Origin of the sequence: Streptomyces sp. NPDC019890, from assembly GCF_044903445.1 — a bacterium.
GTDB lineage: Bacteria > Actinomycetota > Actinomycetes > Streptomycetales > Streptomycetaceae > Streptomyces.
The window spans coordinates 82111-106323 of the sequence record NZ_JBJDQK010000014.1 but is presented as its reverse complement, the minus strand read 5'-3'; the positions used below and the strand labels follow the sequence as shown (position 1 = coordinate 106323).

General features: G+C 69.2%; 24 protein-coding genes and 3 pseudogenes. 16 read left to right on the top strand and 11 right to left on the bottom strand.

Translation table 11 applies throughout. The features are described from left to right. The first annotated feature begins 285 nt into the window (after window positions 1–285). From ACI2LP_RS29935 to ACI2LP_RS29910, 6 genes are read left to right on the top strand one after another with little or no spacing between them, the layout of a single operon-like run. Window positions 286–660: a response regulator gene (locus ACI2LP_RS29935; RefSeq protein WP_404727654.1), complete on the top strand. Its 375-nt coding sequence runs from the start codon at window positions 286–288 to the stop codon at window positions 658–660. Next, entirely contained in the window at window positions 660–1034 is a 375-nt protein-coding gene (locus ACI2LP_RS29930; protein WP_404727653.1) for a response regulator transcription factor, read from the top strand. The genes ACI2LP_RS29935 and ACI2LP_RS29930 overlap by 1 nt, the downstream gene beginning before the upstream one ends. Further along, window positions 1031–2131 (top strand): HEAT repeat domain-containing protein, encoded by a 1101-nt coding sequence (locus ACI2LP_RS29925; protein WP_404727652.1) that lies wholly within the window; start codon window positions 1031–1033, stop codon window positions 2129–2131. Before ACI2LP_RS29930 ends, ACI2LP_RS29925 begins: the two co-directional genes overlap by 4 nt. Then, the gene (locus tag ACI2LP_RS29920) at window positions 2128–3669 is read left to right on the top strand and encodes a glycosyltransferase (protein ID WP_404727651.1); all 1542 of its coding nucleotides are present in this window, start codon (window positions 2128–2130) and stop codon (window positions 3667–3669) included. Before ACI2LP_RS29925 ends, ACI2LP_RS29920 begins: the two co-directional genes overlap by 4 nt. After that, window positions 3666–5771, top strand: coding sequence for an ATP-binding protein (locus tag ACI2LP_RS29915; RefSeq protein WP_404727650.1), 2106 nt, complete (start codon window positions 3666–3668; stop codon window positions 5769–5771). Before ACI2LP_RS29920 ends, ACI2LP_RS29915 begins: the two co-directional genes overlap by 4 nt. Before the next feature lie 50 nt (window positions 5772–5821). Continuing rightward, window positions 5822–6763, top strand: coding sequence for a glycoside hydrolase family 16 protein (locus ACI2LP_RS29910; RefSeq protein ID WP_404727649.1), 942 nt, complete (start codon window positions 5822–5824; stop codon window positions 6761–6763). Here ACI2LP_RS29910 and ACI2LP_RS29905 read toward each other — a convergent pair. Beyond that, window positions 6755–7183 carry an ATP-binding protein gene (locus ACI2LP_RS29905; RefSeq protein ID WP_404727648.1) on the bottom strand — a complete coding sequence of 143 codons (429 nt, stop codon included), beginning with the start codon at window positions 7181–7183 and terminating at the stop codon, window positions 6755–6757. The genes ACI2LP_RS29910 and ACI2LP_RS29905 overlap by 9 nt on opposite strands. A 116-nt stretch (window positions 7184–7299) precedes the next feature. On the opposite strand from ACI2LP_RS29905, the gene ACI2LP_RS29900 reads away from it, so the two are divergent. Genes ACI2LP_RS29900 through ACI2LP_RS29885 form a run of 4 tightly spaced genes read left to right on the top strand, consistent with a single transcriptional unit; the run spans window position 7300 to window position 9460 of the window. After that, the gene (locus tag ACI2LP_RS29900; RefSeq protein ID WP_404727647.1) at window positions 7300–8136 is read left to right on the top strand and encodes a helix-turn-helix domain-containing protein; all 837 of its coding nucleotides are present in this window, start codon (window positions 7300–7302) and stop codon (window positions 8134–8136) included. Then, window positions 8133–8324 carry a DUF397 domain-containing protein gene (locus ACI2LP_RS29895; protein ID WP_404727646.1) on the top strand — a complete coding sequence of 64 codons (192 nt, stop codon included), beginning with the start codon at window positions 8133–8135 and terminating at the stop codon, window positions 8322–8324. Before ACI2LP_RS29900 ends, ACI2LP_RS29895 begins: the two co-directional genes overlap by 4 nt. Before the next feature lie 18 nt (window positions 8325–8342). Then, window positions 8343–8774 carry a VOC family protein gene (locus tag ACI2LP_RS29890; protein ID WP_404727645.1) on the top strand — a complete coding sequence of 144 codons (432 nt, stop codon included), beginning with the start codon at window positions 8343–8345 and terminating at the stop codon, window positions 8772–8774. 35 nt (window positions 8775–8809) lie between these two features. Then, window positions 8810–9460 carry a hypothetical protein gene (locus tag ACI2LP_RS29885; protein ID WP_404727644.1) on the top strand — a complete coding sequence of 217 codons (651 nt, stop codon included), beginning with the start codon at window positions 8810–8812 and terminating at the stop codon, window positions 9458–9460. Between the two features lie 27 nt (window positions 9461–9487). On the opposite strand, the gene ACI2LP_RS29880 is transcribed toward ACI2LP_RS29885, so the two are convergent. The 7 genes and pseudogenes from ACI2LP_RS29880 to ACI2LP_RS29850 all read right to left on the bottom strand — a co-directional run bounded on the left by ACI2LP_RS29880 (window position 9488) and on the right by ACI2LP_RS29850 (window position 14563). Further along, the gene (locus ACI2LP_RS29880; RefSeq protein ID WP_404727643.1) at window positions 9488–9679 is read right to left on the bottom strand and encodes an antitoxin; all 192 of its coding nucleotides are present in this window, start codon (window positions 9677–9679) and stop codon (window positions 9488–9490) included. Between the two features lie 256 nt (window positions 9680–9935). Next, window positions 9936–10745, bottom strand: a complete 810-nt coding sequence (locus ACI2LP_RS29875; RefSeq protein ID WP_404727642.1) for a S1 family peptidase — start codon at window positions 10743–10745, stop codon at window positions 9936–9938. 383 nt (window positions 10746–11128) lie between these two features. Continuing rightward, window positions 11129–11245, bottom strand: a pseudogene (locus ACI2LP_RS29870) (AAA family ATPase); the annotation flags it as partial. 42 nt (window positions 11246–11287) lie between these two features. Then, a pseudogene (locus tag ACI2LP_RS29865) lies at window positions 11288–11434 on the bottom strand (transposase); the annotation flags it as partial. Between the two features lie 393 nt (window positions 11435–11827). After that, window positions 11828–12019 (bottom strand): annotated as a pseudogene (locus tag ACI2LP_RS29860) (transposase); the annotation flags it as partial. Between the two features lies 1 nt (window position 12020). Continuing rightward, a complete protein-coding gene (locus ACI2LP_RS29855) occupies window positions 12021–12908 on the bottom strand; it encodes an MIP/aquaporin family protein (RefSeq protein WP_404727641.1) in 888 nt (295 codons plus the stop codon). Between the two features lie 293 nt (window positions 12909–13201). Further along, on the bottom strand, window positions 13202–14563 hold the full coding sequence (locus tag ACI2LP_RS29850) for a glutamine synthetase family protein (protein ID WP_404727640.1): 1362 nt from the start codon (window positions 14561–14563) through the stop codon (window positions 13202–13204). Window positions 14564–14811: 248 nt separating this feature from the next. On the opposite strand from ACI2LP_RS29850, the gene ACI2LP_RS29845 reads away from it, so the two are divergent. The 3 genes from ACI2LP_RS29845 (at window position 14812) to ACI2LP_RS29835 (ending at window position 16549) form a co-directional block, all read left to right on the top strand. Further along, window positions 14812–15168 carry a hypothetical protein gene (locus ACI2LP_RS29845; RefSeq protein ID WP_404727639.1) on the top strand — a complete coding sequence of 119 codons (357 nt, stop codon included), beginning with the start codon at window positions 14812–14814 and terminating at the stop codon, window positions 15166–15168. Window positions 15169–15236: 68 nt separating this feature from the next. Beyond that, entirely contained in the window at window positions 15237–15878 is a 642-nt protein-coding gene (locus tag ACI2LP_RS29840; RefSeq protein ID WP_404727638.1) for a DUF3105 domain-containing protein, read from the top strand. A gap of 5 nt (window positions 15879–15883) precedes the next feature. Continuing rightward, window positions 15884–16549, top strand: coding sequence for a DUF305 domain-containing protein (locus ACI2LP_RS29835; RefSeq protein ID WP_404727637.1), 666 nt, complete (start codon window positions 15884–15886; stop codon window positions 16547–16549). A 33-nt stretch (window positions 16550–16582) separates the two neighbouring features. On the opposite strand, the gene ACI2LP_RS29830 is transcribed toward ACI2LP_RS29835, so the two are convergent. Further along, complete coding sequence (locus ACI2LP_RS29830; protein ID WP_404727636.1) at window positions 16583–17479, bottom strand: alpha/beta fold hydrolase; 897 nt, start codon at window positions 17477–17479, stop codon at window positions 16583–16585. Between the two features lie 181 nt (window positions 17480–17660). On the opposite strand from ACI2LP_RS29830, the gene ACI2LP_RS29825 reads away from it, so the two are divergent. The 3 genes from ACI2LP_RS29825 (at window position 17661) to ACI2LP_RS29815 (ending at window position 21687) form a co-directional block, all read left to right on the top strand. Further along, on the top strand, window positions 17661–18101 hold the full coding sequence (locus ACI2LP_RS29825) for a hypothetical protein (protein ID WP_404727635.1): 441 nt from the start codon (window positions 17661–17663) through the stop codon (window positions 18099–18101). Between the two features lie 105 nt (window positions 18102–18206). Continuing rightward, window positions 18207–19805 carry a multicopper oxidase family protein gene (locus ACI2LP_RS29820; RefSeq protein WP_404727634.1) on the top strand — a complete coding sequence of 533 codons (1599 nt, stop codon included), beginning with the start codon at window positions 18207–18209 and terminating at the stop codon, window positions 19803–19805. A gap of 124 nt (window positions 19806–19929) precedes the next feature. Continuing rightward, complete coding sequence (locus tag ACI2LP_RS29815) at window positions 19930–21687, top strand: NAD+ synthase (RefSeq protein ID WP_404727633.1); 1758 nt, start codon at window positions 19930–19932, stop codon at window positions 21685–21687. On the opposite strand, the gene ACI2LP_RS29810 is transcribed toward ACI2LP_RS29815, so the two are convergent. Both ACI2LP_RS29810 and ACI2LP_RS29805 read right to left on the bottom strand, forming a co-directional pair. Further along, complete coding sequence (locus tag ACI2LP_RS29810; RefSeq protein WP_404727632.1) at window positions 21656–22897, bottom strand: MFS transporter; 1242 nt, start codon at window positions 22895–22897, stop codon at window positions 21656–21658. The two genes, ACI2LP_RS29815 and ACI2LP_RS29810, sit on opposite strands and share 32 nt — an antisense overlap. A 145-nt stretch (window positions 22898–23042) precedes the next feature. After that, window positions 23043–24065, bottom strand: coding sequence for an endonuclease/exonuclease/phosphatase family protein (locus ACI2LP_RS29805; RefSeq protein WP_404727631.1), 1023 nt, complete (start codon window positions 24063–24065; stop codon window positions 23043–23045). Window positions 24066–24213 lie beyond the last annotated feature (148 nt).

Below are 24213 nucleotides of genomic sequence, written 5' to 3'. Positions count from 1 at the left end.
CATGTTCTTCACGCCCCGGGCCGGCCCGGGCGGGTGCGTCCTGGCGGCGCCGGCGCCGGTGGCTCCGCGCGGCGGGGGCGGGTGTTGTGTGCCGCCGCGGGGCGACACACAACTCGCGGTCCTGACAGGCCCGTTGTCCAACCCGTGTATCCCCTGGCCCACTTGGCCGAGTCTCCCGCCCCGGCTCCTTCTTCAGTCACCGACAGTGATCATAAATGTGGCAGGGGAGACGAAACGCACCTATCTTGAGGGCAGTGACGCGATACTTCCGTGACAAGGACAGTAATGGGCTCTCCACGCGTACTCGTTATCGAAGACAATCTGGACGTCAGCGCCCTGCTGAAGCGTCATCTCAGCGGGCTGGGGTGCCAGGTGGTCCTCGCGGACACGGGCGAAGAGGGTCTGGAACTCGCCTTCGCGAACCCTCCTGACATGGTGGTCATCGACATCCTGCTCCCTGGTATCGACGGCCGGGAAGTCATCCGCAGACTGCGCGCGGACGGCCGTACCAGCGAGTGCCACCTCGTCGTCTCCTCCGTGCTCGACCCGCAGGACCTGGCCGAGTTGGCGGTGGACGAGATGCTGGCCAAACCGTTCCGGCGCTCGAGCGTGATGCGCCTCCTCGACTCCTTCCGGAATTCCTCATCCCAGGAGACGTAATGGCTCGTGTCCTCATAGCCGATGACGACGTCGACATACGGGACCTTGTCGCGTTCAAGCTGACCCAGAGCGGCCATGAGGTCATCGCCGTGGAGGACGGCATGGCCGCGCTCAAGGCAGCGCGCAGCGAGCCGGTGGATGTCGCCCTGCTCGACATACGTATGCCCGGAATGTCCGGCCTCGATGTGTGCCGCGAACTACGCGCGGCGCCCGAGACCGAGTCACTCCCCGTCATCCTGATCACGGCCCGCTCCCAGGAGGGAGACGTCGAGACGGGATTCGCCGCGGGGGCCGACGACTACATCATCAAGCCGTTCAGCCCGCGCGAGCTGAGCAGCCGGGTCCAGGCCGTGCTCACCCGGGCCGCGCGGTGATCGCCACCAGTCTCGTCACCGGCGCGCTGGTGTGCCTGGTGACCGTCGTGGTGCTGCTGGGGGTACTGATCGTCGGCATGCGCGTCGTCCGTCGGTACCGGCAGCGCCGAAGAGACAGGATCGTGGCCCCGGTGCGAGGGGTGCTGCTCGAGCTCGTGTGCGCGGAGGAGGACGAGCAGCGCGAGGCGCTGAAGCGGCTCTCGGAGCTCGACGACCGCACCTGGGGGGCTCTGGAGCCCACGGTGGCGGTGATGTTCGGCAAGGTCACCGGACAGGCCAGGACCGCGCTCATCGAGTTGTTCGAGCGCCGCGGGGCCACCGCGCATGCCGTGGCGGATCTGGGCCGCCGGGGCCAGGTCCGACGGGGCCGCGCCGCGGAAGTGCTCGGCCAGCTCGGTCACCGGCCCGCGGCCCCACCGCTCTGCCGGCTGCTGGACGACCGCGACCCGGAAGTGCGGTTGGTCGCCGCACGGGCGCTGGGCCGGATCGGAGAACCCTCGGTCGTCCCGCAGCTGCTGGACTGCCTCTACGGACCGCGGACCGTACCGCCCGCTGTGGTCACCCGGGCTCTGACGTCCTTCGGGCCGGAGGCCCTGAGGGGCATCGCGGCGGGCCTGGAGCACCCGGAGCCGCTCGTCCGGGCCGTGTCGATCGAGACGCTGGGCGCGCTCGGCGGGGTCTCCAGGACCGCTGAGATCGCGCGCGCTCTGCGCGAGGATCCCCATGCGGAAGTGCGTATCAGGGCCGCCCGCGCGCTGGGCAGGCTCGGCATGCCCGACGGCCTTCAGCCGCTGCTGACCGCGGTGGACCCCGATCAGCCGGTCGCCCTGCGCAGGGTGGCAGCCGGGGCCCTGGGCAACCTGGGTGCGGTCGCCGCCACATCCCGGCTGCGGGACCTGCTCGGCGACCCGGATGATCATGTGGCCGCCACCGCGGCCCGGTCCCTGCTGCGGCTCGGCGAGGTGGGCGGCGCCGAATTGCGGGCGGCCGCCGACGGCCGTTCCGGTCGGCGGGCGGAGGCGCAGGCCAGGGCGGCGCTCGCGGAGTCTTCCGTCGTGGGCACGCCCTTCAGTCACGTCGTCGGGGTGAACCCGTGAATGCGGTGAGCGCTGCCGGCACGCTGAGCCCGGTGAACGTCGCCGGCGCCACCAGCGTGGCGAGCGACGGGCCGGTCGGATGGCTGCGGGACGCGGCTCACACTCTGATCGCGGTGAGCGACGGCGTGATCCTCACGTACTTCGCCGTCATCAACACCAGCTATCTGTTCTTGATCGCCCTGGCCGTCGCAGAGCTCGTCAAAAGGCTGCGCCGGGCGTCCTTCGCAGGCTACGACGACGCCTCCTCGAGCCCCTTCACCCCTCCGGTGTCGCTGATCATGCCCGCCTACAACGAAGAGGTAGGCATCGCGGAGGCGGTCCGGGCCATGCTCCTGCTGCGCTATCCGGTCTTCGAGGTCGTCGTCGTCGACGACGGCTCCGCCGACGGGACGCTGGACGCCCTGTGTGAGGCATTCGACCTCGTCGAGGTGGAGCGCGTCGTGCCCGACGACGTACCGGTGCGCGGTGCGGTGGTGTCGGTCCATCTGCCCAGGGGCGGCCCGGTGCCGCTCGTGGTGGCCCGCAAGGAGAACGGCGGCAAGGCCGACGCGCTCAACGCCGGAATCAACCTGGCGCGCTATCCGCTGCTGTGCATGGTGGACGCGGACTCGATTCTGGACTCCGAGGCGCTGCTCTCGGTGGCCAAGCCGTTCTGCGACGACCCGATGCGGGTGGTGGCCACGGGCGGCGTGGTCGGCATCGCCAACGGCTGCACCGTCGTCGCGGGGCGGGTCGTCGAGCCGCGCGTGCCCCTCGAGCTGCTGGGCCGCATCCAGGTGGTCGAGTATCTGCGGGCGTTCATGCTGGGACGTACCGGGTGGTCGAAGGTCGGCGGCCTGCTGGTCATCGCCGGCGCCTTCGGTCTGTTCCGCCGGGACGTGGTGGTGGCGGTGGGCGGCATGGACTCGGACTGCATCGGCGAGGATGCCGAGCTGGTCGTCCGCATGCACCGGCATCTGCGTGACCAGGGCCGCGACTACCGCATCGTGTTCGTCAGCGAGCCGATCTCCTGGAGCGAGGCGCCGTCCACGACGAAGGCCCTGGCGGGACAGCGGCGGCGGTGGCATCGCGGGCTGACAGAGATCCTGCTCAAGCACCGCCGCATGATCGGCAATCCACGGTACGGCCGGATCGGGCTGGTGTCGCTGCCCTTCTACGTGGTCTTCGAGCTGCTCGCCCCCGTCGTCGAACTGGCCGGTCTCGTCCTGGTACCCGTGGGCGTGCTGATCGGTGCGGTCGATCCGGACTTCGTGTGGCGCTTCCTGCTCGTCGCGTACGGCTATGCCCTGGTGGTCTCTCTGGTGTCGCTCGCGGTGGAGGAGTACGCCTTCCACCGGTTCGCGCGGTGGCGGGACGTCTGGGGCGCTGTAGTCGGGGCGATTGCCGAGAACATCGGATACCGCCAGCTCACCGCGTGGTGGCGGCTGCGCGGCATGTTGCAGGCGTTGCGCGGCGCTCCGCAGGTGTGGGAGTCGATAGCACGCAGCGGATTCGCCGAGTCCGGGCAGGCGCGAGCGAGCGAAGGTGATCGAGCGTGAGCAGCGGCAGGGATCGGGGCGGCTACTCCGTAACTCGGCGGCTCGGCACGGCGTTCGGCGTGCTGATCGGCCTCATTCTGCTGGTGGCGGGCGGGGTGCTGACCGGTGCGTTCATCGGGCACGCGACGAGTGACGTCATCGTCGACCGGCTGCAGCCGGCCCTCATCGACAATCTGCGGCTGCACCGCGAGGCTGCCGACATACAGCGTTCCATGCGCGGCTATCTCATCACCGGCGATCAGAAACAGCTGGATGCCTACCGATCGGCGCGCGAGGCATACCCGGCGATACTCGCCACCGCCCTCAGGCACGGCGACCCTGAGACCGATCAGAATCTGAGGACTCAGGCACGGCAGCTCCAGGCGTACCTGCGCATCACCGAACAACAGGAGAAAGCCAGACCGAGAAGCGAGCAGGCGGCCCAGCTCACCCGGAAGGCCAACGTCCCGTACAGCGCGTTCGAGGCCACCAACCACGAGTTGGAAGTCCAGTTGACCAAGGAAGCCCGGCGGTTGGACCACCGCTCCGACAGGATCGTCCGCGTCAGTTTCGCAGGGGTCGGCGCCCTGCTGATCGCGGCGCTGGCCACCGCTGTGTACACGTCGCTGCGAACCACCCGTGCCCTGGCCCGGCCGCTCAAGGGCGTGGAGCGCACACTCGGCCGGCTCACCGCCGGAGAGCATTCGGCACGGGCCAAGGAGCAGGGACCCGCCGAGATCCGCGCGGTGGCCCGGTCGGTGAACACACTCGCCGACGAGAGCGACCGGCTGCGCAGGATCGAGGAGGAGCGGGGCCAGCTGTCGAAGACTGCGCGAGACGTCGGCATCCGGATCCGGGAGCGCCTCGATGTCGATCAGGTCCTGGACGTGACCTGCACGGGGATGGGCGAGGGCCTGGACGCGGACTACGCATTCGTGCTGCTCTCCGACGGGGACAAGCCGACCGTGCCGGTGTCGCGAGCATGGTCCGCAGACCAAGGTCTGCTCCCCACGGAGGAACAAAGGGCGCTTCCCCCCGTGCCCGCCGAAGTGATCCGCGATCACTACCGCCGGGGAACGACCTGGACAATCGACGATCTGTCGGACTACCTGGCCGAGACCACGCCCCTGCCGGGCGCCCCCGGCTCCTTCGGCAAGACCGGCATGCCGGAAGAGAACCGGGATGCCGCCGCGTCCTTGGGCCTGGTCTCGGTGGTGCTCATCCCCCTCGGAGTGGGAGAGGAACCCATGGGCGCCGTGGCCCTGGCCCGGACCCGGCCGGGGCATCGCTGGCGGGCAGTGGAGATCGAAATCGCGGAGTCGATGGTCGCCGGTGTCGGCCGGGCGCTGCACAACTCGATGCTCTACGGCCAAGAAGCGCGCCTGGTGGAGAAGTTGCGCGCGCTGGACCAGGCCAAGAGCGACTTTCTGTCGACCGTCTCCCACGAGTTGCGGACTCCGCTGACCAGCATCGTGGGATATATCGAGCTGCTGAAGGACGACGACACGGGCCCGCTCGCGGAGCCGCAGCGGCGCATGCTGGACATCGTCGACCGCAACGCCAACCGGCTGCGCGCGCTGATCGAGGATCTGCTGACCCTGTCCCGGATCGAGGCGGGCACGTTCAGTTCGCAGAAGAGCGAGATCGACCTGCGCCGACTGGTGACCTCGGCGGTGGACACCATCAAGCCCGCGGCCGAGGCGGGTTCCGTCCGCCTGGAGATCGACTGCCCCGAAGTGCCGCTCGTGCTGGAGGCGGACAGCGACCAACTGGACCGGGTCCTGATGAACCTGCTGTCCAACGCGGTGAAATTCACTCCCAGCGGCGGGCTTGTACGCGTCGAGGCTGCCGCGGACGACGGCCATGCGGTCCTCAGCGTCAGCGACACCGGCATCGGCATCCCCGAGGAGGAGCGCAAGCAGCTCTTCAGCCGGTTCTTCCGGGCCTCGAACGCGGTGGACGCAGCCATCCCGGGCACGGGACTCGGGCTGACCATCGTCAACACGATCGTGACGAATCACGGAGGGACGACGGAAGTCCACTCCCAGGAGGGCGAGGGTACGACGGTGACCGCACGGCTGCCGCTGGTGGCCGCGCCCGAGGTCGTGCAAGCAACCCCCTGAACTGTTCCGCACGGTTGGCCGCTCACGGCCGGGCCAGGAGGTGCAAGCGGATGAAGCTGCCACCCCGGGCCCGTCGCACGTGCCTGGCACTGGCGTCCGTGCTGGCCGCGCTCTGCATGGGCTGTGGCTCGCCGGCTGCGCATGCCGGTGGGCCGTCCACCGACGGGTGGACCGTCGAGTGGACCGACGACTTCGACGGCAAAGCCGGAACCGTGCCGGCCACCAAAAACTGGATCATCGACGTTGGCACCGGATACCCCGGCGGTCCGCCCCGGTGGGGAACCGGTGAGGTGCAGAGATACACCGCCGACCCGGCCAATCTGAGCCAGGACGGCCGAGGCAACCTGCGCATCACACCGCTGCGGGACAGCGCCGGGCGATGGACTTCCGGCCGCATCGAGACGCGCCGCAGTGACTTTCGGCCGGCGGACGGCAAGAAGCTCCGTATTGAGGCCCGCATCCAGCTTCCCTCCATCACCGGCGCCGCGGCCGCGGGGTACTGGTCGGCCTTCTGGACCCTGGGCCGGCCCTTCCGTACCGGCGAGGGAAAATCACCCACCGTGGGCGAGTTCGACGTGCTGGAGAACGCCAACGGCGTCAACCGGGTCTGGGGCGCCATGCATTGCGGGACGAGCACGGGCGGCCCGTGCAAGGAGAGCACGGGCCTCAGTGCCAACACGACCTGCCCCGACTCCCCTTGCACCGGCCGCTTCCACACCTACGCCGTCGAGTGGGACCGCGGCGCCGAGCCGGAGCGGGTGACCTGGTACGTCGACGGCAGGCGCTACCACTCGGTCAGCTCGTCACAGATGAACAAGGCCACCTGGGACGCCGCCACGGGCCACGGGCACTTCATCCTCCTCAACGTGGCCATCGGCGGCGGCTTCCCGAGAGCCGTCGCCGGGCACAGCACGCCCGCCCCGGGGACGCGCCCCGGCAGTCCCATGCTCGTCGACCACGTCACCGTCCTGACCACAGGCGCTTCAGAGTGACGCGGGCTGGTCGATCTCCGCCCATACGGTCTTGCAGGGCGCAGGCCCGAGCACGGTCCCCCACCTGTCGGCATACGCCTCGACCAGCAGCAGCCCACGGCCCGACTCGCCCTCGGGGAGTGGGCCTTCAGGCACCTGGGGCAGCAGGTCCGCGCGGGTGTCGGTGACTTCGATGCGCACCGTCCCCGTTTCCGTCAGGCGGACGGTGATGCGGAAGTCCCGCCCGGCCACACGCCCGTGGAGCGCGGCGTTCGCGGCGAGCTCGGCGACGATCTGCCCTGCGCCCTCGTACGGCTGTCCCCAGTCGATGAGGTGCTGCACCGTCAGCCGACGGGCGAGCCGCGCGCCCCGGCGGGTGGGCGAGAGCAGCACGGTGAAGTGGCGTACAGATGTCGCGGTTCGGGTGATTTCTTGGTTCACATCACTCAGCGTGGCCACCCGCACCTACTCTGAACAGTAACGACGTCGGTACGCAGCGTTACTGTCCGGGCGGGGTCAGGGCCGGTCCGGTCAGTGCGGCTGCGGAGGAGGGTGGCATGGACGACGGTACGGAGCAGCAGAGTTGGGACGACGAGAGCGGGGCCGTGCTCAGGGCGGTGGGCCGTCAGTTGAAGGCGTGGCGGGAGGCGGCGGGGCTCCGGCAGACGGAGCTGGGGACGGCCATCGGGTACAGCGAGGAGCAGGTCTCGTCGGTGGAGCGCGGACGGCGCGTCCCGAAGGACGTGTACCTGCAGAGGACTGACGACGTCCTGGGCGCGGGCGGCAAGATCACCGCGATGCTGAGGGACGTGGAGGAGGCCAGGTATCCGAAGAAAGTACGGGACCTGGCGAAGCTGGAGGCAGAGGCGGTTGAGCTCGGCGCGTACAACCACGCCATGGTCCACGGGTTGTTGCAAACCGAGGAGTACGCGCGAGCGCTGTTCGGCATGAGGCGACCGCTGCTCGGCGAGGAGGTCATCGAGCGCGAAGTCGGTGCCCGAATGGCGCGGCAAGCGATCGTCGACAAGACGAAGACCCTGCCCGTCTTCAGCTTCGTTCAGGACGAGGTGACGCTGCGCCGTCCGACGGGCGGCAAGATGGTGCAGCGGCGACAGCTCGAACGGCTCTTGGAGGTAGGGCAGTTCCGGAACGTAGAGATCCAGGTAATGCCGACGGATCTTGAGGAACATGCCGGACTGACCGGCGGATTCCGGATCTTCAAGCTCCGGAGCGGTGCGACGCTGGGTTACGCGGAAGTGCTGCACATCACGCGCCTGATCTCCGAGCCCAGGGAGGTGCAGTTCCTGGAGATGCATTATGGAAGCATCCGAGCGCAGGCTCTCACGCCACGGGAGTCGCTCGCCTTCATCGAGAATCTGCTGGGAGAGACATGACCATCGAGCCCAAGCCGGCGTGGTTCAAGAGCAGCTACAGCAGCGGCGAACCAGGCTCCGACTGCGTCGAGGTAGCGAACACCCCCAGAGCCATCCGCGTCCGCGACTCCAAGAACACGCACGGCCCGCAGCTCGCTTTCGCCCCTCAGGCATGGGCAGACTTCGTGACGCACGCAGCCAACCGCTGACCGCCAGGAGGCACCGGCATGGACTGGACGCTCGAAGTGATCGTGGTCCCCGTCTCGGACGTGGACCGGGCCAGAGATTTCTACCGCGACAAGCTCGGCTTCAAGCTCGATGTCGACAGACAGGTCACCGACGACATGCGCATCGTCCAGCTGACGCCTCCCGGCTCCGGGTGCTCGATCGTCATCGGTGAGGGCATCGGAGGCCCGGAGGGCGGCCCGGAGCCGGGCTCCTATGCCGGGCTTCAGCTCGTCGTCGCGGACATCAAGGCGGCCCACGCCGAGCTCGTCGAGCGCGGCGTGGAAGTCTCGGACCCGGTCGAGATCGCGCCGAGCGACGGCGGGACCTTCATGCACTTCAAGGACCCGGACGGCAACGCCTGGGCGGTGCAGGAGTATCGCGTACGCGCCACGAAGCCGCTGTACGAGGTGCTGCGCCCCAGCGACGACTAGGCCCTGTTCCGGCGGCACGCGCTACGGTCCCTGCCATGCCTCGATCAACTGAAGCCGGACGCCTGCCCGTCACCGCGGACGACGTCGACCAGGCCGTCCAGCTCGCCGTCGCCGCACTCCGGGAGGCGCCCCCGGCGGCCTGGGACGGCAAGGCCGGCTCGCTGGAGTGGGACTGCTGGGAGACCGTCGAGCACCTCAGCGACGACCTTTTCGCGTACGCCGCCCAAATCGGCCCCAGGACACCGCCGTTGGACCGCGAAGTGCCCTTCGCTTGGGAAAGGCGACGGCCCGGCGGGCCCGCGAACGCCATCCACGCGGACCGGGCGGCGGGGGCCACCGGGCTGCTGCAGGTGCTGGAGGCGAGCGGCGCGCTGCTGGTCGCCATGGTGCGCACGACACCGGCGACGGTCCGCGCGCACCACAGTTACGGGGTGTCGGACCCGGAAGGCTTCGCCGCGATGGGGGTCGTGGAGACCCTGGTGCACACCCACGATCTGGCCGAGGGACTCGGGCTCGCCTGGGAGCCGCCAGCCGCTCTGTGCTCGCGGGTGCTGGCCCGGCTGTTCCCGGACGCCCCGGAGGACTCCGCTCCCTGGCCCACGCTCCTGTGGGCCACGGGGCGCGCCGAACTGCCCGGGCACCCACGCCTGACCACATGGCGCTGGTCCGGCGCGCCGCGGCCCTAGACAGCGGCGGCCGGAGACGCAGCACGGTCAGGGCTGGGGCGGCCGGTCTTCGCGGCCCGTGCCGAACTCGTCCTTGAGCTTGTCCTGGCCGGTGTCGACCTGGCCGCTGTACTTGCCCTGGGTCTTGTCGTCGACGAAGTCGCCCGACTTGTCGATGCCCTTGTCGGCCTGCGACCCGTGGCCCTTCATCATGTGCTTGAGCTTGTCCATCATGGACATGGAGTCATCCTCCTTGCGGCATGGCCCCCCACCTCTCCAGGGTCACCGCACACCGCATGGTTCGCATCCTCGGCCAATGAGGACATGATCTGTCCTAGTTCTTGCCGCGGCGACTACCAGCACGAGCTGGGCCGGTCCTGGGACAGCGCTGAGCGATCTCACCGCTCAGGGCCGACGGTCATCGACCGTCGGCCCTGAGTGGGTCCAGCTGATCCCGCTTACAGCACCGGCAGGTTCCTGCGGAGCTCGACCGGCATCATCCGCCCAGCCCGTCGGCGGCCTTCTTGATGTCCGCCGCGAAGGTGCTCACCTCGGTGTAGACGCCGGGCTTGCCCGGGCGCGCGCAGCCCTCGCCCCAGCTGACGATGCCGACCTGGATCCAGGCACCCGCGTCGTCCTTGCGGAACATGGGGCCGCCGGAGTCGCCCTGGCAGGTGTCGACGCCGCCGGCGTCCAGGATCCCGGCGCAGAGCTCTTCGCCGGGGGTCAGCTGGTCGCCGTACGCCTTCTGGCAGGTGGCGTCGTCAATGGACGGGACCTTGGCCTTGAGCAGATAGCGCTGCTGGTCGCCGCCTTCCTTGTCCGCGCCCCAGCCGGCGATGTCGAAATCGCCGGTGTTGAGCTTGTCGTCCCCGGCGATCGGCAGGGTCGGCAGATCGATCGGCTTCTCGAGCTTGATCAGGGCCCAGTCCTTGCCCTTGCCGTTGTAGCCGGGCGCCTGGAGGACCTCGGTTGACTTCGCGCTTATCGCGTTGGAGTCCTCCAGGTCGACGACGCCCGCCGTCGCGGTGATGCCGGTGTTGGGGCCGCTGCCGTCGACGCAGTGGGCGGCGGTCAGAACGATGTCCTTGGCGTACAGCGCGCCGCCACAGCCCATGGACAACCGGACCATGAACGGGAATTCACCCTGATCGGCCTTGGTCCCGCCGACAACCGTTGCGCCTACCTCGCCGCGTGAGGACGGCGGGGTGGCGGCGTTGGCCGCGCCGGGCTGGAGGCTGAAGGCCGCGAGGGCGACGGCACCGATCGCGGTGGTCGTCCTGAGGTGCTTCAGGTAGCTGTTCAACGGACTTCCTCTCGTGGGGGGGTACGCCTCGATGACGAGCTCATGCCAACCACGGGAACCGGAAGTCACCACCGCATGATGTGCGTTGGAAAAAGCGGCAGCACGCCGCAAGGCATCCGAACCCAGTGGGGGATGAGTCCGCAAAGCGCCCTGCGATTATGTGGAACAAGCGACCGCGGTGGCAAGGGTGCGCGATACCTCAACTACCGCTGGAAATAAGGCCCGTTGGGTTCATACCGCCGATTCCAACCGCTCATGCCGCCCGCTGTTACACGAGTGATACGAAATCTCCGGAAGGCTGTGTCATTGGTGCCACAGCCAGCGGTGAGAGTGCGGAATCCAGCCGGTTTCTGACGTGAACTCGGGAAGTCGGCACAGCCGCAGGGCCACCCAAGACGGCCCGCCACCGCGCGGGCGAAGGTGCTCTTTCCGGTGCCGGGCGGGCCGAACAGCACCACGGCCCGGGGCGGTTCGACACCGTGCTGGGACGCGAGTTCCGGATGAGGGTGCAGGCGATGCTGGTGAATGCGAGGAGGTGGTCGGCCTTGCTCGTCCGGCACCAGGCGATGGAGCTTGGCCCACACCCGCGCCTTGCTCCACTCGGTGAACCGGCGGTGGGCCGTCAGCCCGGACGGGCCGAACGATGGCGCCAACTGTCGCCATGTGCAGCCCCACGTGGCCACGAAGACGCGGCCGCCACCCTGCACGCGTCCAGCCGCGCGGCGAAGTGAGTACGGCCGCCATGCGAACCGGGTTCATCGACCACGAAATCTCTCGACGGCGGTCCCGTGTCGAGACGGATCGTGCCGTCAGGCTTGAGCTGAGCTACCGCGAAAGGGCTCGCCGTCGTCCGGGGTATTCATCCGTAATCGATCCCCACTTCGCCAGTAGAAGAGTTTTCTTCTTGTCCTATGCCTTCCATCGGACAGGGTTCTCTGTGCGCCTCAAAACGCTGGCCTACGCCCTTTCCACGTTCGTCCTGTACTTCGGTGTGATGCCGTGGCTGTCCCTCATCACACCGACGCGAAGGACACAGAAAAGGCGCGGTCGGGGCCCAGCGTGATCGCCGCTCTCCGCGCGAGCGGACGTGCTTCGCCGCGGATGGAGGGCCCGGAGGACTTGGTCGCCGGGGTGAGGCCGGCTCAGGAGGCCAGGTTGGCTGCGGTCGGGAATGCTGTGCCGTCGCCGATCGTGACCAGGAGAGTGGCGGAGGTCCTGACTCCGATGCCGGGCATCGAGGTCAGGACCTGGGAAAGCGGGTGGGCCTCCAGCAGTTTAGAGTTCCTCGGTGGCGGGTCCCTCTTCGGTTGCCCCTTTCCTGGCCTTGATCATCGGAGTGATGAGCAGGTCATACACGCCGACGCCGACGACTCCGCCGATGAGCGGGCCGACGATGGGGATCCACCAGTAGCCGCTGAACCATTGGAACGTCCCGGGGAGAGCAATTGAGCCCCAGCCTTCGAAGTAGGTGAACAACCTGGGGCCGAAGTCCCGTGCGGGGTTGATCGCGTACCCGGCGTTGGTGCCGAAAGTCAGACCGATCGCGACGACCACCAGGCCGATGATGAACGGGTGGAGATTGGACATCGGAGCCAAATTGCGCGTGTCGATGAGTGCGCAGATCAGCAGAAGCAGGATTCCGGTCCCCACGATCTGGTCGAGCAAGGGGCCCCACCATGAATTGCCGAAGTACTCGGCGGGGAATGTGGCGAAGATCGAGTAGGTGCCAAGAGATTTGTCTCGAGGGACTCCCGTCTTTGCGTTGGACGCGTCGATCGCCCACCTGTAGGTGGCGTAGACGAGCGCGGCGGCGACGAAGGCGCCCACGACCTGCGCCAGCCAGTAGGGCAGGACCTTCCGCCAGGGGAAATCCTTTCGAACCGCGAAGGCGAGAGTCACCGCGGGGTTGAGATGGGCGCCGCTGATTCCGCCGGCCACGTATACGCCGAAAACCACGGCGAGGCCCCAACCCCACGCGATAATAAGCCAGTTGGCGGCACCGAAGTCCACGGTTTGTCGCCCTGAGCCGGGTAGACCGACGACTGCGACAGCCACCGACCCGATGCCCAGCAAAAGCAGAACGAAGGTTCCCAGAAACTCGGCAAGCATCTCACCGCCGGTACCTTCTCGATAACCGCGTCGATGCACAGTGCGTTCAGCCATCGGCCCTCTCCTCGGTCGGCATATAACAGACCTACCATCTCCTTACAGAAACGTAGACGGTGAGAAGCGCATTGGAGTGAACCTGCTGGCGAGACCCCGGAATGTTCCCCCCAATGGTGCACTGGTCCGCCGAGCTGCCAATCAAAATCGCCGCGCTGTTGGTGAGGAGGCTGACGGACAGCGGGGCGGCGTCGAACGGCGTATTTGGATGCCGGCGAGAACAGCGCGGGGCCTGCGGTCGTCGACCGCAGGCCCCGATTGCCGTTAGCCGGAAATGTGGCTCCGACCAGCGCTTACAGCACGGGCAGGTTCTTGCGGAGCTCGAACGCCGTGACCTCGCTGCGGTACTCCTCCCACTCCTGCTTCTTGTTGCGCAGGAAGAAGTCGAAGACGTGCTCACCTAGCGTCTCCGCCACCAGCTCGCTCCGCTCCATCAGCGCGATCGCCTCGCCCAGGTTCTGCGGCAGCGGCTCGATCCCCATCGCACGGCGCTCCGCGTCCGACAGCGCCCACACGTCGTCGTCCGCGCCCGCCGGGAGTTCGTAGCCCTCCTCGATGCCCTTGAGGCCCGCGGCGAGCAGCACCGCGTACGTCAGATACGGGTTCGCGCCGGAGTCGATGGAGCGGACCTCGACGCGCGCGGAGCCTGTCTTGCCCGGCTTGTACATCGGGACGCGGATCAGCGCCGAGCGGTTGTTGTGGCCCCAGCAGATGTACGAAGGGGCCTCGCCGCCCGCTCCCGCACTGCGGGCCGAGCCGCCCCAGATGCGCTTGTAGGAGTTGACCCACTGGTTGGTGACGGCCGAGATCTCCGCGGCGTGCTTGAGCAGGCCCGCGATGAAGGAGCGGCCGACCTTGGAGAGCTGGTACTCGGCGCCCGACTCGTAGAAGGCGTTCCGGTCTCCCTCGAAGAGGGAAAGGTGGGTGTGCATGCCGGAGCCGGGGTGCTCACTGAACGGCTTCGGCATAAAGGTCGCCTGGACGCCCTGCTCCAGCGCGACTTGCTTCATGACCAGGCGGAACGTCATGACGTTGTCGGCGGTGGAGAGCGCGTCCGCGTACCGCAGGTCGATCTCCTGCTGGCCCGGCGCGCCCTCGTGGTGGCTGAACTCCACCGAGATGCCCATGGATTCGAGCATGGTGATCGCCTGGCGGCGGAAGTCCATGCCGACGTTCTGGGGGGTGTGGTCGAAGTATCCGGAATTGTCCGCGGGCACCGGCCGGGAGCCGTCCAGCGGCTTGTCCTTCAGGAGGAAGAACTCGATCTCGGGGTGGGTGTAGAAGGTGAAGCCCAGATCCGAGGTCTTGGCGAGGATCCGCTTGAGTACGAAGCGCGGGTCCGCGAAGGAGGGCGAGCCGTCGGGCATCAGGATGTCGCAGAACATCCGCGCCGTACCGGGGGCCTCCGCGCGCCACGGAATGATCTGGAAGGTGCTCGGATCCGGCTTGGCGATCATGTCGGACTCATAGACCCGCGCGAAGCCCTCGATCGCGGAGCCGTCGAAGCCGATGCCCTCGTCAAAGGCCTGCTCAAGCTCGGCGGGGGCCACCGCGACCGACTTCAGGAAGCCGAGCACGTCGGTGAACCACAGGCGCACGAAGCGGATGTCGCGCTCCTCGAGCGTACGGAGCACGAATTCCTGCTGCTTATCCATTTCCACCCATCCTTGCTGGTCAAGCCGCCTGCTCCGCACGAGCATGCCACCCCAGGGTTTCAGGCGCGTTGCGTGCCGCGCCAAGGGCCGCAGTACCGGCTGAGCCCCATTGTGGGTCAGGGCCTGCGCCGAGACGACCCCGAGGCCCCTCTGATCTCGTGCGTAACCACTTCTCCTGCCGCCGCGACGGCGGTTTTCGCGGCCCCGTATGAGGTGCCGGACGCGCCCGCACACTACGATCTGCGGCCATGGGGGGTTCCCGGCTCAACCACATCGCGCGCACCGCGCGGCCCATGGCACTGCTGAGTGCCGTGGCGACGCTCCTCGGCGCGCTCGTCATCTGTCTGAGCCCGGCCGCCCCTCACCACGCCTCCGCGCCCCAGAGCGTCACGACCGCGGTCAGCTGCCCGTACGACGACGGCGCCTGCGGCCTGGTGCCGCTGGTCAAGTCCGCCGTGCTCACCGCGCCGCCGCTGGACGCCCCGCTCGAGGCCGGGGCCCAGCCCCCGCGCCTCGGCCCGCCGCCGCTGACCGGCCGGCTGCCCCGCTCGGAAGCGCTGCCACGCGCACCCGGCCTTCACGTCCTTCAAGTGCTGCGGACATAGCCACACAGCAGTCCCGCCACCCCCAGCTTCTTGATCACACAGACCTGACTTCACGAAGGACGACAACCATGGCTTCCCGCAACAACGACCGCCGGGCCCGAATAGAGCAGATGCGCCGCGCCGAGCAGAGCCGCGAGCGCCGCAGCCGCATCATCACCATCGCCGTCAGCGGCGTGGTGGTGGCCGGTCTCGTCGGCTTCGGCGTGTACGCACTCAACAAGGAGTCGGAGAAGAAGGAGCAGAAGGTCGCCGAGGCCAAGGCTCCGGTCATCGGCGAGAAGTCCTGGGACGCGAAGAAGCTCGGCCGCAAGCATGTCGCCAAGACGGTCACCTACCCGATGAAGCCTCCGGTCGGCGGAGACCACGACCAGGTGTGGATGAACTGCAACGGCGACGTCTACAAGGAGCCGATCCCCGACATGAACGCCGTGCACTCGCTGGAGCACGGCGCGGTCTGGGTGACGTACAACGACAAGGCGCGGGCCGCCGATGTGACCAAGCTGAGCGCCAAGGTCAAGGAGACCCCGTACACGCTGATGAGCCCGGTCAAGGACCAGGCCGGAGCGATCATGCTGAGCGCCTGGGGCAAGCAGCTCACCGTCGACAGCGCCGACGACCCGGGCGTGAGCAGGTTCCTCACCAAGTACGTGCAGGGCCCGCAGACCCCTGAGCCGGGCGCGGCGTGCACCAACGGGCTGGGCGGCAAGTGATCCGGATGAACCGTACGCAGTGGGCGGCGATCACGGCGATCGTGCTCGCGCTCCTCTTCGCCGGGGCCGCCGCGGTGGCCTCGGCGGGCGGCGGTGACTCCACTCCTGAGTCCGCCTCCCGTACGCCGTCGGCGGATTCGGCGGACGCGGGCTTCGCGCGCGACATGTCGGTCCACCATCAGCAGGCGGTGGAGATGTCCTTCATCGTCCGGGACCGTACGCAGGACGACGAGGTGCGCAGGCTGGCGTACGACATCGCCAACACGCAGGCCAATCAGCGCGGCATGATGCTGGGCTGGCTGGATCTGTGGGGGCTGCCCAAACTGTCGGCGGACAGCGAGCCGATGGCCTGGATGATGCCGGGCATGAAGGGCCACGACGGCCACATGGGGCATCAGGCCGAGGACGGTGCCCTGATGCCGGGCATGGCGACCAGGACGGACCTGGACCGGCTCGGCAGGGCGAGCGGCAAGCAGGCCGAGATCGAGTATCTCCAGCTGATGATCAACCACCACAACGGCGGGATCTCGATGGCCGAGGGCTGTGTGAAGCTCTGCACCGTCGGTCCCGAGCGGAAGCTGGCCGAGGGCATGGTGGCGGCTCAGCGCTCGGAGGTCGAGCTGATGGTGGACCTGCTGCACAAGCGGGGCGCCGAGGTCCGTACCTCCTAGGGCACGTTTCAGCAGGAGCGCCGTCCGCCCCGGTCAGCCACGAGGTGACCCGGGGCGGGCGGAAGGCCGCGCCACGCGTGCCACGTCAGGGACTGCCCCCTCGCCTGTCGCCTCGTCCCCCAGCACCGCCCGCGCCACCGCGTCCGGGCGGTCCAGCATCATCAGATGGCCCGACGGGGCGACCGCCTCGAAGCGGGCGCCGAGCAGCCCGGCCAGCGCGCGCTGCCGCTGTGCCCAGCGCGGCCCGCCCGCGCTCGCGGCCAGCACGGTGACGGGGACGTGCGGCAGCGGGTGGCGCTCACGCAGATCGAGGAGCTCGGCGGCAACCGCGCGGTAGTGGGTGTTCTCCAGGAGGGCGCCCTGCATCACCCGGGAAGTGGCGTAGCAGCGGCGTACGAGAGCGAGGGGTGCCGGGTCCCCACCGCTCGTACGGGAGAGACGGACCGTCGTACGGCGGGTGAGCGGCCCCAGGGCGGCGGGGACTCCGGCGGCCGAGAGCGCTGCGCCGAGCGCCCGGGCGGCGGCGGTGCGCAGGGCGGGCGCGGCGGGCACGCGCGCGTGCTCCTCGACACTGGAGTCGACGAGGACAGCGGCGGCCGTACGGGTGGGATGCAGGCGGGCGAAGGCCTCGGCGTGGAACCCGGCGATCGAGTGCCCGACGACGGTGGCGGGTCCGTGCAGGCCGAGCCCGTCCAGGACGCCCGCGATGCGGTGGGCCTCCCCGGCAGCCGACGGCGGCACGGCGGCCGGGCCGCTCAGCCCGTGTCCCGGGCGGTCGAAGCGGACGACAGTGCGGTGCGGGGCGAGCAGGGGCACGACGGGGTCCCAGTCGAACCAGCTCATCGCGAGCCCGGCACTCAGGACGCAGACAGGTCCGCTGCCCTCGACGACCACATGGTGCGGTACGCCTCCCACCCGTACGAATGTCACTGCGCGCCACCTTTCCCCTCCCGCGCCACAGGCAGCGCGAGCACCACGGATCAGCCTGCCACGAACAGGCCTCCGGAGCCGTCGGCGGCCAGGGGACCAGAGGCGGCCGCGACCGCCCCGGACGGCAGCAATGGCGTGGTCCGCACCTCGATGCATACCGGGTGGGGGTAAGCTGTCGATCATGGTGATCGGTCGGCGTGCGCGGTTCGGACAGCTGCTGCTGTTCATTGCGCTGGTCTTCGGGATCGCCACGATGCACACGGTGGGACACCCGGCACCGGGGCACGGTGGCGGGACCGCGGAGCACACGATGTCCGCCTCGACGACGCACGCGATGTCCTCCTCGACAGCGCACATCGCGCCTCCCGGGCACCGGCAGACCGCCGATCCAGCGGGACTGGCGCACACCGGACCGGAGTTGCCCGGCATGGGCAGGGACCCGATGGCCGTGTGCCTCGCCGTGCTCGACACGTTCACCCTCGTCGTGCTCGCCGGGGCACTGCTGCGGCCTGGACCCGCCACTGCCCTCGCGCCCTGCCACGCCCGGATACTCCGCGCGCTGTGGCCCGACCCGCCGCCGCGCAGGGCGCTCCTCGCCAGGCTGTCGGTGCTGCGGATCTAGAACAGGGCCCCGCTGCCTGGGAACCTCCGCGCTTGGAGCGGTGCACCAGAAGCAGCAGAAGCGCCCATCTGCACGCATCACCACCACCACGAGGTGTCTTCAGTCATGCGCACTCATCACACGCGCCGCGCCGTGCTCGGCGCAGCAATCGCCGCCGCCGGCACGGGAGTTCTGGCCGCCTGTTCCGAATCGGCGGGCTCGGGCGGCCACGGCTCGATGAACCACGGCAGCGCCGGGGAGGCAGCCCCGAAGGGCTATGTCGAACCGAACGGCCCGGAGGTCCTCGCCGCCGAACGGAAGCGCGGCTCGGGGCCCGTCCGGAAGGTGAAGCTCACCGCCACGGCCACCCAGCTGGACCTGGGCGGCGGCCGCACGGTCAAGTCCTGGGCGTACGGCGACCGGCTGCCCGGCCGGGAGGTCCGCGTCACCGCGGGTGACACACTCGCGCTCACCCTCGCCAACAACCTGCCGCAGGCCACCTCGCTGCACTGGCACGGCCTGGCCCTGCGCAACGACATGGACGGCGCCCCCCACATCACCCAGAACGCCATCAAGGCCGGCGCCTCCTTCGACTACCGCTTCACGGTGCCGCACCCGGGGACGTACTGGTTCCACCCGCACTCGGGCGTCCAGCTGGACCGCGGTCTGTACGCGCCACTGATCGTGGACGACCCGAAAGAGCCCCTGAAGTACGACAAGGAGTGGATCGTCGTCCTGGACGACTGGCTCGACGGGATCGACGGCGCCACGCCGGACACGATGCTGGCGCACCTGACCCACGGCAGGGGCGGCGTGCACTCGGACGAGGAGATGGCGTCCCCGATGGCGACGGCCGAGGGCAAGCCGTCCCCGACGGCGACGGTCGAGGGCCCGTCCATGATGATGATGGGCGCGACCAGCCCGCAGCTCGGCGGCGATGCCGGCGACATCAGGTACCCGCTCTACCTGGTCAACGGGCGCGCGTCCAACGCCCCCTCGTCGTTCAGCGCCAAGCCGGGCGACCGCATCCGGCTGCGCATCATCAATGCCGCCGCGGAGACAGCGTTCCGGATCGCGCTCGGCGACCATGAGCTGACAGTGACGCACACGGACGGCTTCCCCGTCCGGCACGCCAAGACCGACGCGCTGCTCCTGGGCATGGGCGAGCGGTACGACGTGCTGGTCACGGCGGGCGACGGCGTGTTCCCGCTGACCGCGATCGCCGAGGGCAAGAGGGCGGTGGCGATGGCGCTGCTCCGCACGGGCGGCGGGGCGGCCCCCGCTTCCTCCGCACGCCCGAAGGAGCTCTCCGGCCGGCTGCTCACCGCGGACCGGCTGCGCGCGGCGGAGTCCGTCGCCCTGCCCGCACGGCAGCCGGACCGCACGATCAAGCTGCGCCTGACGGGCAACATGGCGCAGTACAACTGGGCCTTCGACGGCAAGCCCTACACCGACGATCAGCGCCATCCGGTCCGTGCGGGCGAGCGGGTCCGGCTGGTCTTCACCAACAGCACCAGGATGTGGCATCCGATCCATCTGCACGGCCACACCTACGCCCTGGCGAATGTCCAGAACGGCCCACGCAAGGACACCTCGATCGTGCTGCCGAACGCCACGCTGACGGTGGACTTCGACGCGGACAACCCCGGCCTGTGGATGCTCCACTGCCACAACGTCTACCACGCGGAGTCCGGAATGATGACGGTGCTGGGTTACCTGAAGTAGCCGGTTACCCGAAGGAGCAGTGTGGGGCGCCCGGCCCGCCGTACGGAGTCCTGCCGTACGGAGTGGGGCGCCCCACACCCCCTCCCCAGGACATCGCGTCAGAAAGACGATTACACTGGGACGCGTGCCTCAACTACGCCTTGCTCTGAATCAGATCGACTCGACGGTCGGCGATCTCGCCGGCAACGCCGAGTCGATCGTGCACTGGACCCGGCACTCCGCCGAGCAGGGGGCGCATCTCGTCGCCTTCCCGGAGATGGTGCTGACCGGCTACCCCGTCGAGGATCTGGCCCTGCGCTCTTCCTTCGTCGAGGCTTCACGGGCCGCCCTGCGGGCGCTCGCCGCGCGTCTCGCCGACGAGGGTTACGGGGAGATCCCCGTGATCGTCGGCTATCTCGACCGCTCCGAGCGGGCGCAGCCCCGCTACGGTCAGCCCGCCGGCGCACCGCAGAACGCCGCCGCCGTACTGCACCGTGGCGAGGTCGTGCTGAGCTTCGCCAAGCACCACCTTCCCAACTACGGCGTGTTCGACGAGTTCCGCTACTTCGTGCCGGGCGACACGATGCCGGTGATCCGGGTGCACGGCATCGACGTGGCACTCGCGATCTGCGAGGACCTCTGGCAGGACGGCGGCCGCGTCCCGGCCACCCGCTCCGCCGGGGCCGGGCTGCTGATCTCCGTCAACGCCTCGCCGTACGAGCAGAACAAGGACGACACCCGCCTGGAGCTGGTACGCAAGCGCGCCCAGGAGGCCGGCTGCACCACCGCGTATCTGGCGATGATCGGCGGGCAGGACGAGCTGGTCTTCGACGGCGACTCGATCGTCGTCGACGCGGCCGGTGAAGTCGTCGCGCGCGCCCCGCAGTTCGCGGAGGGCAGCGTCGTCCTGGATCTGGAACTGCCCGCGGCCTGTGCCGAGCCGCCGACGGGCGTCGTCGACGACGGACTGCGCATCGAGCGCGTCGTCATCTCCGAGGAGCCGCTGGACGCGTACGAGGCGGAGCTGGCCGGCGGCTATGCCGAGCGGCTCGACGACGACGAGGAGGTGTACTCCGCACTGGTCGTCGGCCTGCGCGCGTACGCCGCCAAGAACGGCTTCCGCTCGGTGCTGATCGGGCTCTCCGGCGGCATCGACTCCGCGCTCGTCGCGGCCATCGCCTGCGATGCGCTCGGAGCGCAGAACGTGTACGGCGTCTCCATGCCGTCGAAGTACTCCTCCGATCACTCCAAGGGCGACGCGGCCGAGCTGGCCCGCCGTACCGGGCTCAACTTCCGCACCGTGTCGATCGAGCCGATGTTCGACGCGTACATGGGTGCGCTCGGTCTGACCGGTCTCGCCGAGGAGAACCTCCAGTCGCGGCTGCGCGGCACGACGCTGATGGCCATCTCCAACCAGGAGGGCCACATCGTGCTCGCGCCGGGCAACAAGTCCGAGCTGGCGGTGGGGTATTCGACGCTGTACGGCGACTCGGTCGGCGCGTACGGGCCGATCAAGGACGTCTACAAGACGACCGTCTTCCGGCTCGCCGAGTGGCGCAACCGCGCCGCCGAGGAGCGCGGACAGGTACCGCCGATCCCCGAGGCCTCCATCACCAAGCCGCCGAGCGCGGAGCTGCGCCCCGGCCAGGTCGACACCGACTCACTGCCGGACTACGACGTTTTGGACCGGATCCTCGCGCTGTACGTGGACCGGGACCAGGGCAAGGACGCGATCGTCGCGGCCGGCTTCGACGAGGAGCTGGTGGCCAGGACGCTGCGGATGGTGGACACGGCGGAGTACAAGCGGCGTCAGTACCCGCCGGGCACCAAGATCTCGGCGAAGGGCTTCGGCAAGGACCGCCGCCTCCCGATCACGAACCGCTGGCGGGAGACGACGAGCTGATCCGGCGCTCCTCGGTACGGGGGCTTCCCGCGGCGACAACGCGGGAAGCCCCCGTCGTCGTCTCCGGGCCGCCGCGGTCGAGGAGGCCGGCGACCGCGGCGATCGCCAGGCCGACGACGGCGAGCGCCGCGCCGACCACCGTCGGGGACATCCAGCCCCAGCCCGCCGCGATGGCCGCGCCGCCGAGCCAGGCGCCGCCCGCGTTGGCCAGGTTGAAGGCCGAGTGGTTGGAGGCGGAGGCCAGCGTCGGGGCGTCCTGCGCCTTCTGCATGACCAGCATCTGGAGCGGTGTGGTGGTCATGAAGCCGACCGCGCCGAGGACGACGACGGTGACCAGAGCGGCGGTGTGGTGGTGCGCGGTGAAGCGGAAGGCCACCAGCACCAGCGCGAGGGCGGTGAGCGACCCGTACAGCGTGGGGCGCAGGGCCCGGTCGGTCAGCGGTCCCGCGGCAAGCGCACCGAGCGTCATACCGATGCCGAACAGGGCGAGGACCACAGTGACGGAGGACTCGCCGAAGCCCATCACCTCGGTCGTCATCGAGGCGAGGTAGGAGTACACCGCGAAGACGCCGGCGAAGCCGAAGACCGCGGTGAGCAGACCGAGCAGCACCTGACGGCTGCCGAGGGCGCGCAGTTCGCGGCCCACGCTCTGGTGCGCGTCGAGGGGCACGTACGGAACGAGCCGGGCCAGCGCGGCCATGGCGACCAGGCCGATCACCGTGACCACCAGGAAGGTGGCGCGCCAGCCGAGGTGCTGGCCGAGCAGGGTCGCGGCGGGTACGCCGACGATGTTGGCGACGGTGAGCCCGAGGAACATCGTGGCGACCGCGCGCGCCTGCCGCCCGTCCGCGACGAGCCGCGCCGCGACGACCGCGCCGACACCGAAGAACGCGCCGTGCGGCAGCCCGGCGAGGACGCGGCCCGCGATCAGCCAACCGAAGCCGGGGGCGAGGGCGGAGGCGAGGTTGCCGACGGTGAACAGGGCCATCAGCAGCAGGAGCATCCGCTTGCGGGGGATGCGGGAGCCGAGGGCGGTGAGCACGGGGGCGCCGACGACGACGCCGATCGCGTAGGCGGAGACGAGGTGACCGGCGGTGGGGACGGAGGTGTTGAGGTCGTCCGCGACGTTGGGCAGGAGGCCCATCATCACGAACTCCGTCGTACCGATGCCGAACGACGCTATGGCGAGCGCGAGTAGCGCCAGGGGCATGGGAGAGCCTTTCCGAGTTAGTTCTCCTACGAAACAAAGGCTCTCATGGGGATTGTTCCCACGGATGAGCGGGTGGTTGCCGTCACATCACTGGGGCTCCCTTGGAGCCCGTCGGGGGGCTTGCCCCCAGTGGGGAAGCGTCCCGTCAGGGCTTCACGCGCGCCGCGATCGGCAAATGGTCGCTGTCCGTCCGCGGCAGCGTCCACGACGAGACCGGCTCCACACCCTTCACCAGGATCTGGTCGATCCGCGCCATCGGGAACGACGCCGGCCAGCTGAAGCCGAAGCCGTCGCCCGCCGCGCCCTGCGTGGACCGCATCTGCGAGGTGATGGACTTCAGCGAGCGGTCGTTCATCGTGCCGTTGAGGTCGCCGAGCAGCACGACCTTGGCACCCCGCTCGTGGGCGATCGCCTCGCCCAGTGCGTCCGCGCTGTTGTCGCGCTGGTTGGCGGTGAAGCCCGCGTGGAGCTTGACGCGTACGGACGGCATATGGGCGACGTACACCGCCACGGCGCCCATGGGTGTCTGCACGGTGGAGCGCATGGCGCGCGTCCAGCCCAGCCGGGTGTCCACCGGAGCGGTGTCGCTCATCGGGTACTTGCTCCACAGCCCCACCGTGCCCTGCACCGAGTGGTACTTGTACGTGCCGGCCAGAGCCTGTTCGTACGCGGAGACCTTGCCGAGCGGCAGCTCCTGCAGCGCGAGCACGTCCGCGCCCGATGCGGCGACCTCCTTGGCCGTGCCCTCGGGATCGGGGTTGTCGGCGTTGACGTTGTGTGTGGCGAGCGTCAGATCGCCGCCGCCGGCCGACTTGTCGGTGACCAGGCCGCCGAAGAGGTTGAGCCAGACGACGGTCGGGAGCAGCAGGGCGATCAGCGCGGTGGCCGAGCGCCGCCAGATCGCGAGGGCGAGGATCACCGGGATGAACACGCCGAGCCAGGGCAGGAAGGTCTCGGCGAGGCTGCCGAGGTTGCCGATCCGGTTGGGGATCTGGGCGTGCAGAATCATCAACAGGGCGATCAGCACGGCGAAGCACGCGAGGACGATGCCGCGTCGCCAGATCCGGTTGTCGCCGCGCCAGCGCCGGAGCAGGCCCCGGGCCCGGGTTCCGGTGCGCCGGTCCTCCGGATTGCCGTTCCCCGTCTCCGTCTTGTACGCCTGCGCCATAAAGCTGTCCTCACTGCCTTGCCGTCACACCTCGCCGTCGACACTAGGCGATGGCGGGCGTTTTACCGCCGTCGCCGGACGGCCGTTACTGCCTCGATGACGACAAGGCGGAGGACGGAGTTCCTGGTATCGGCCCAGGTGGGGACGT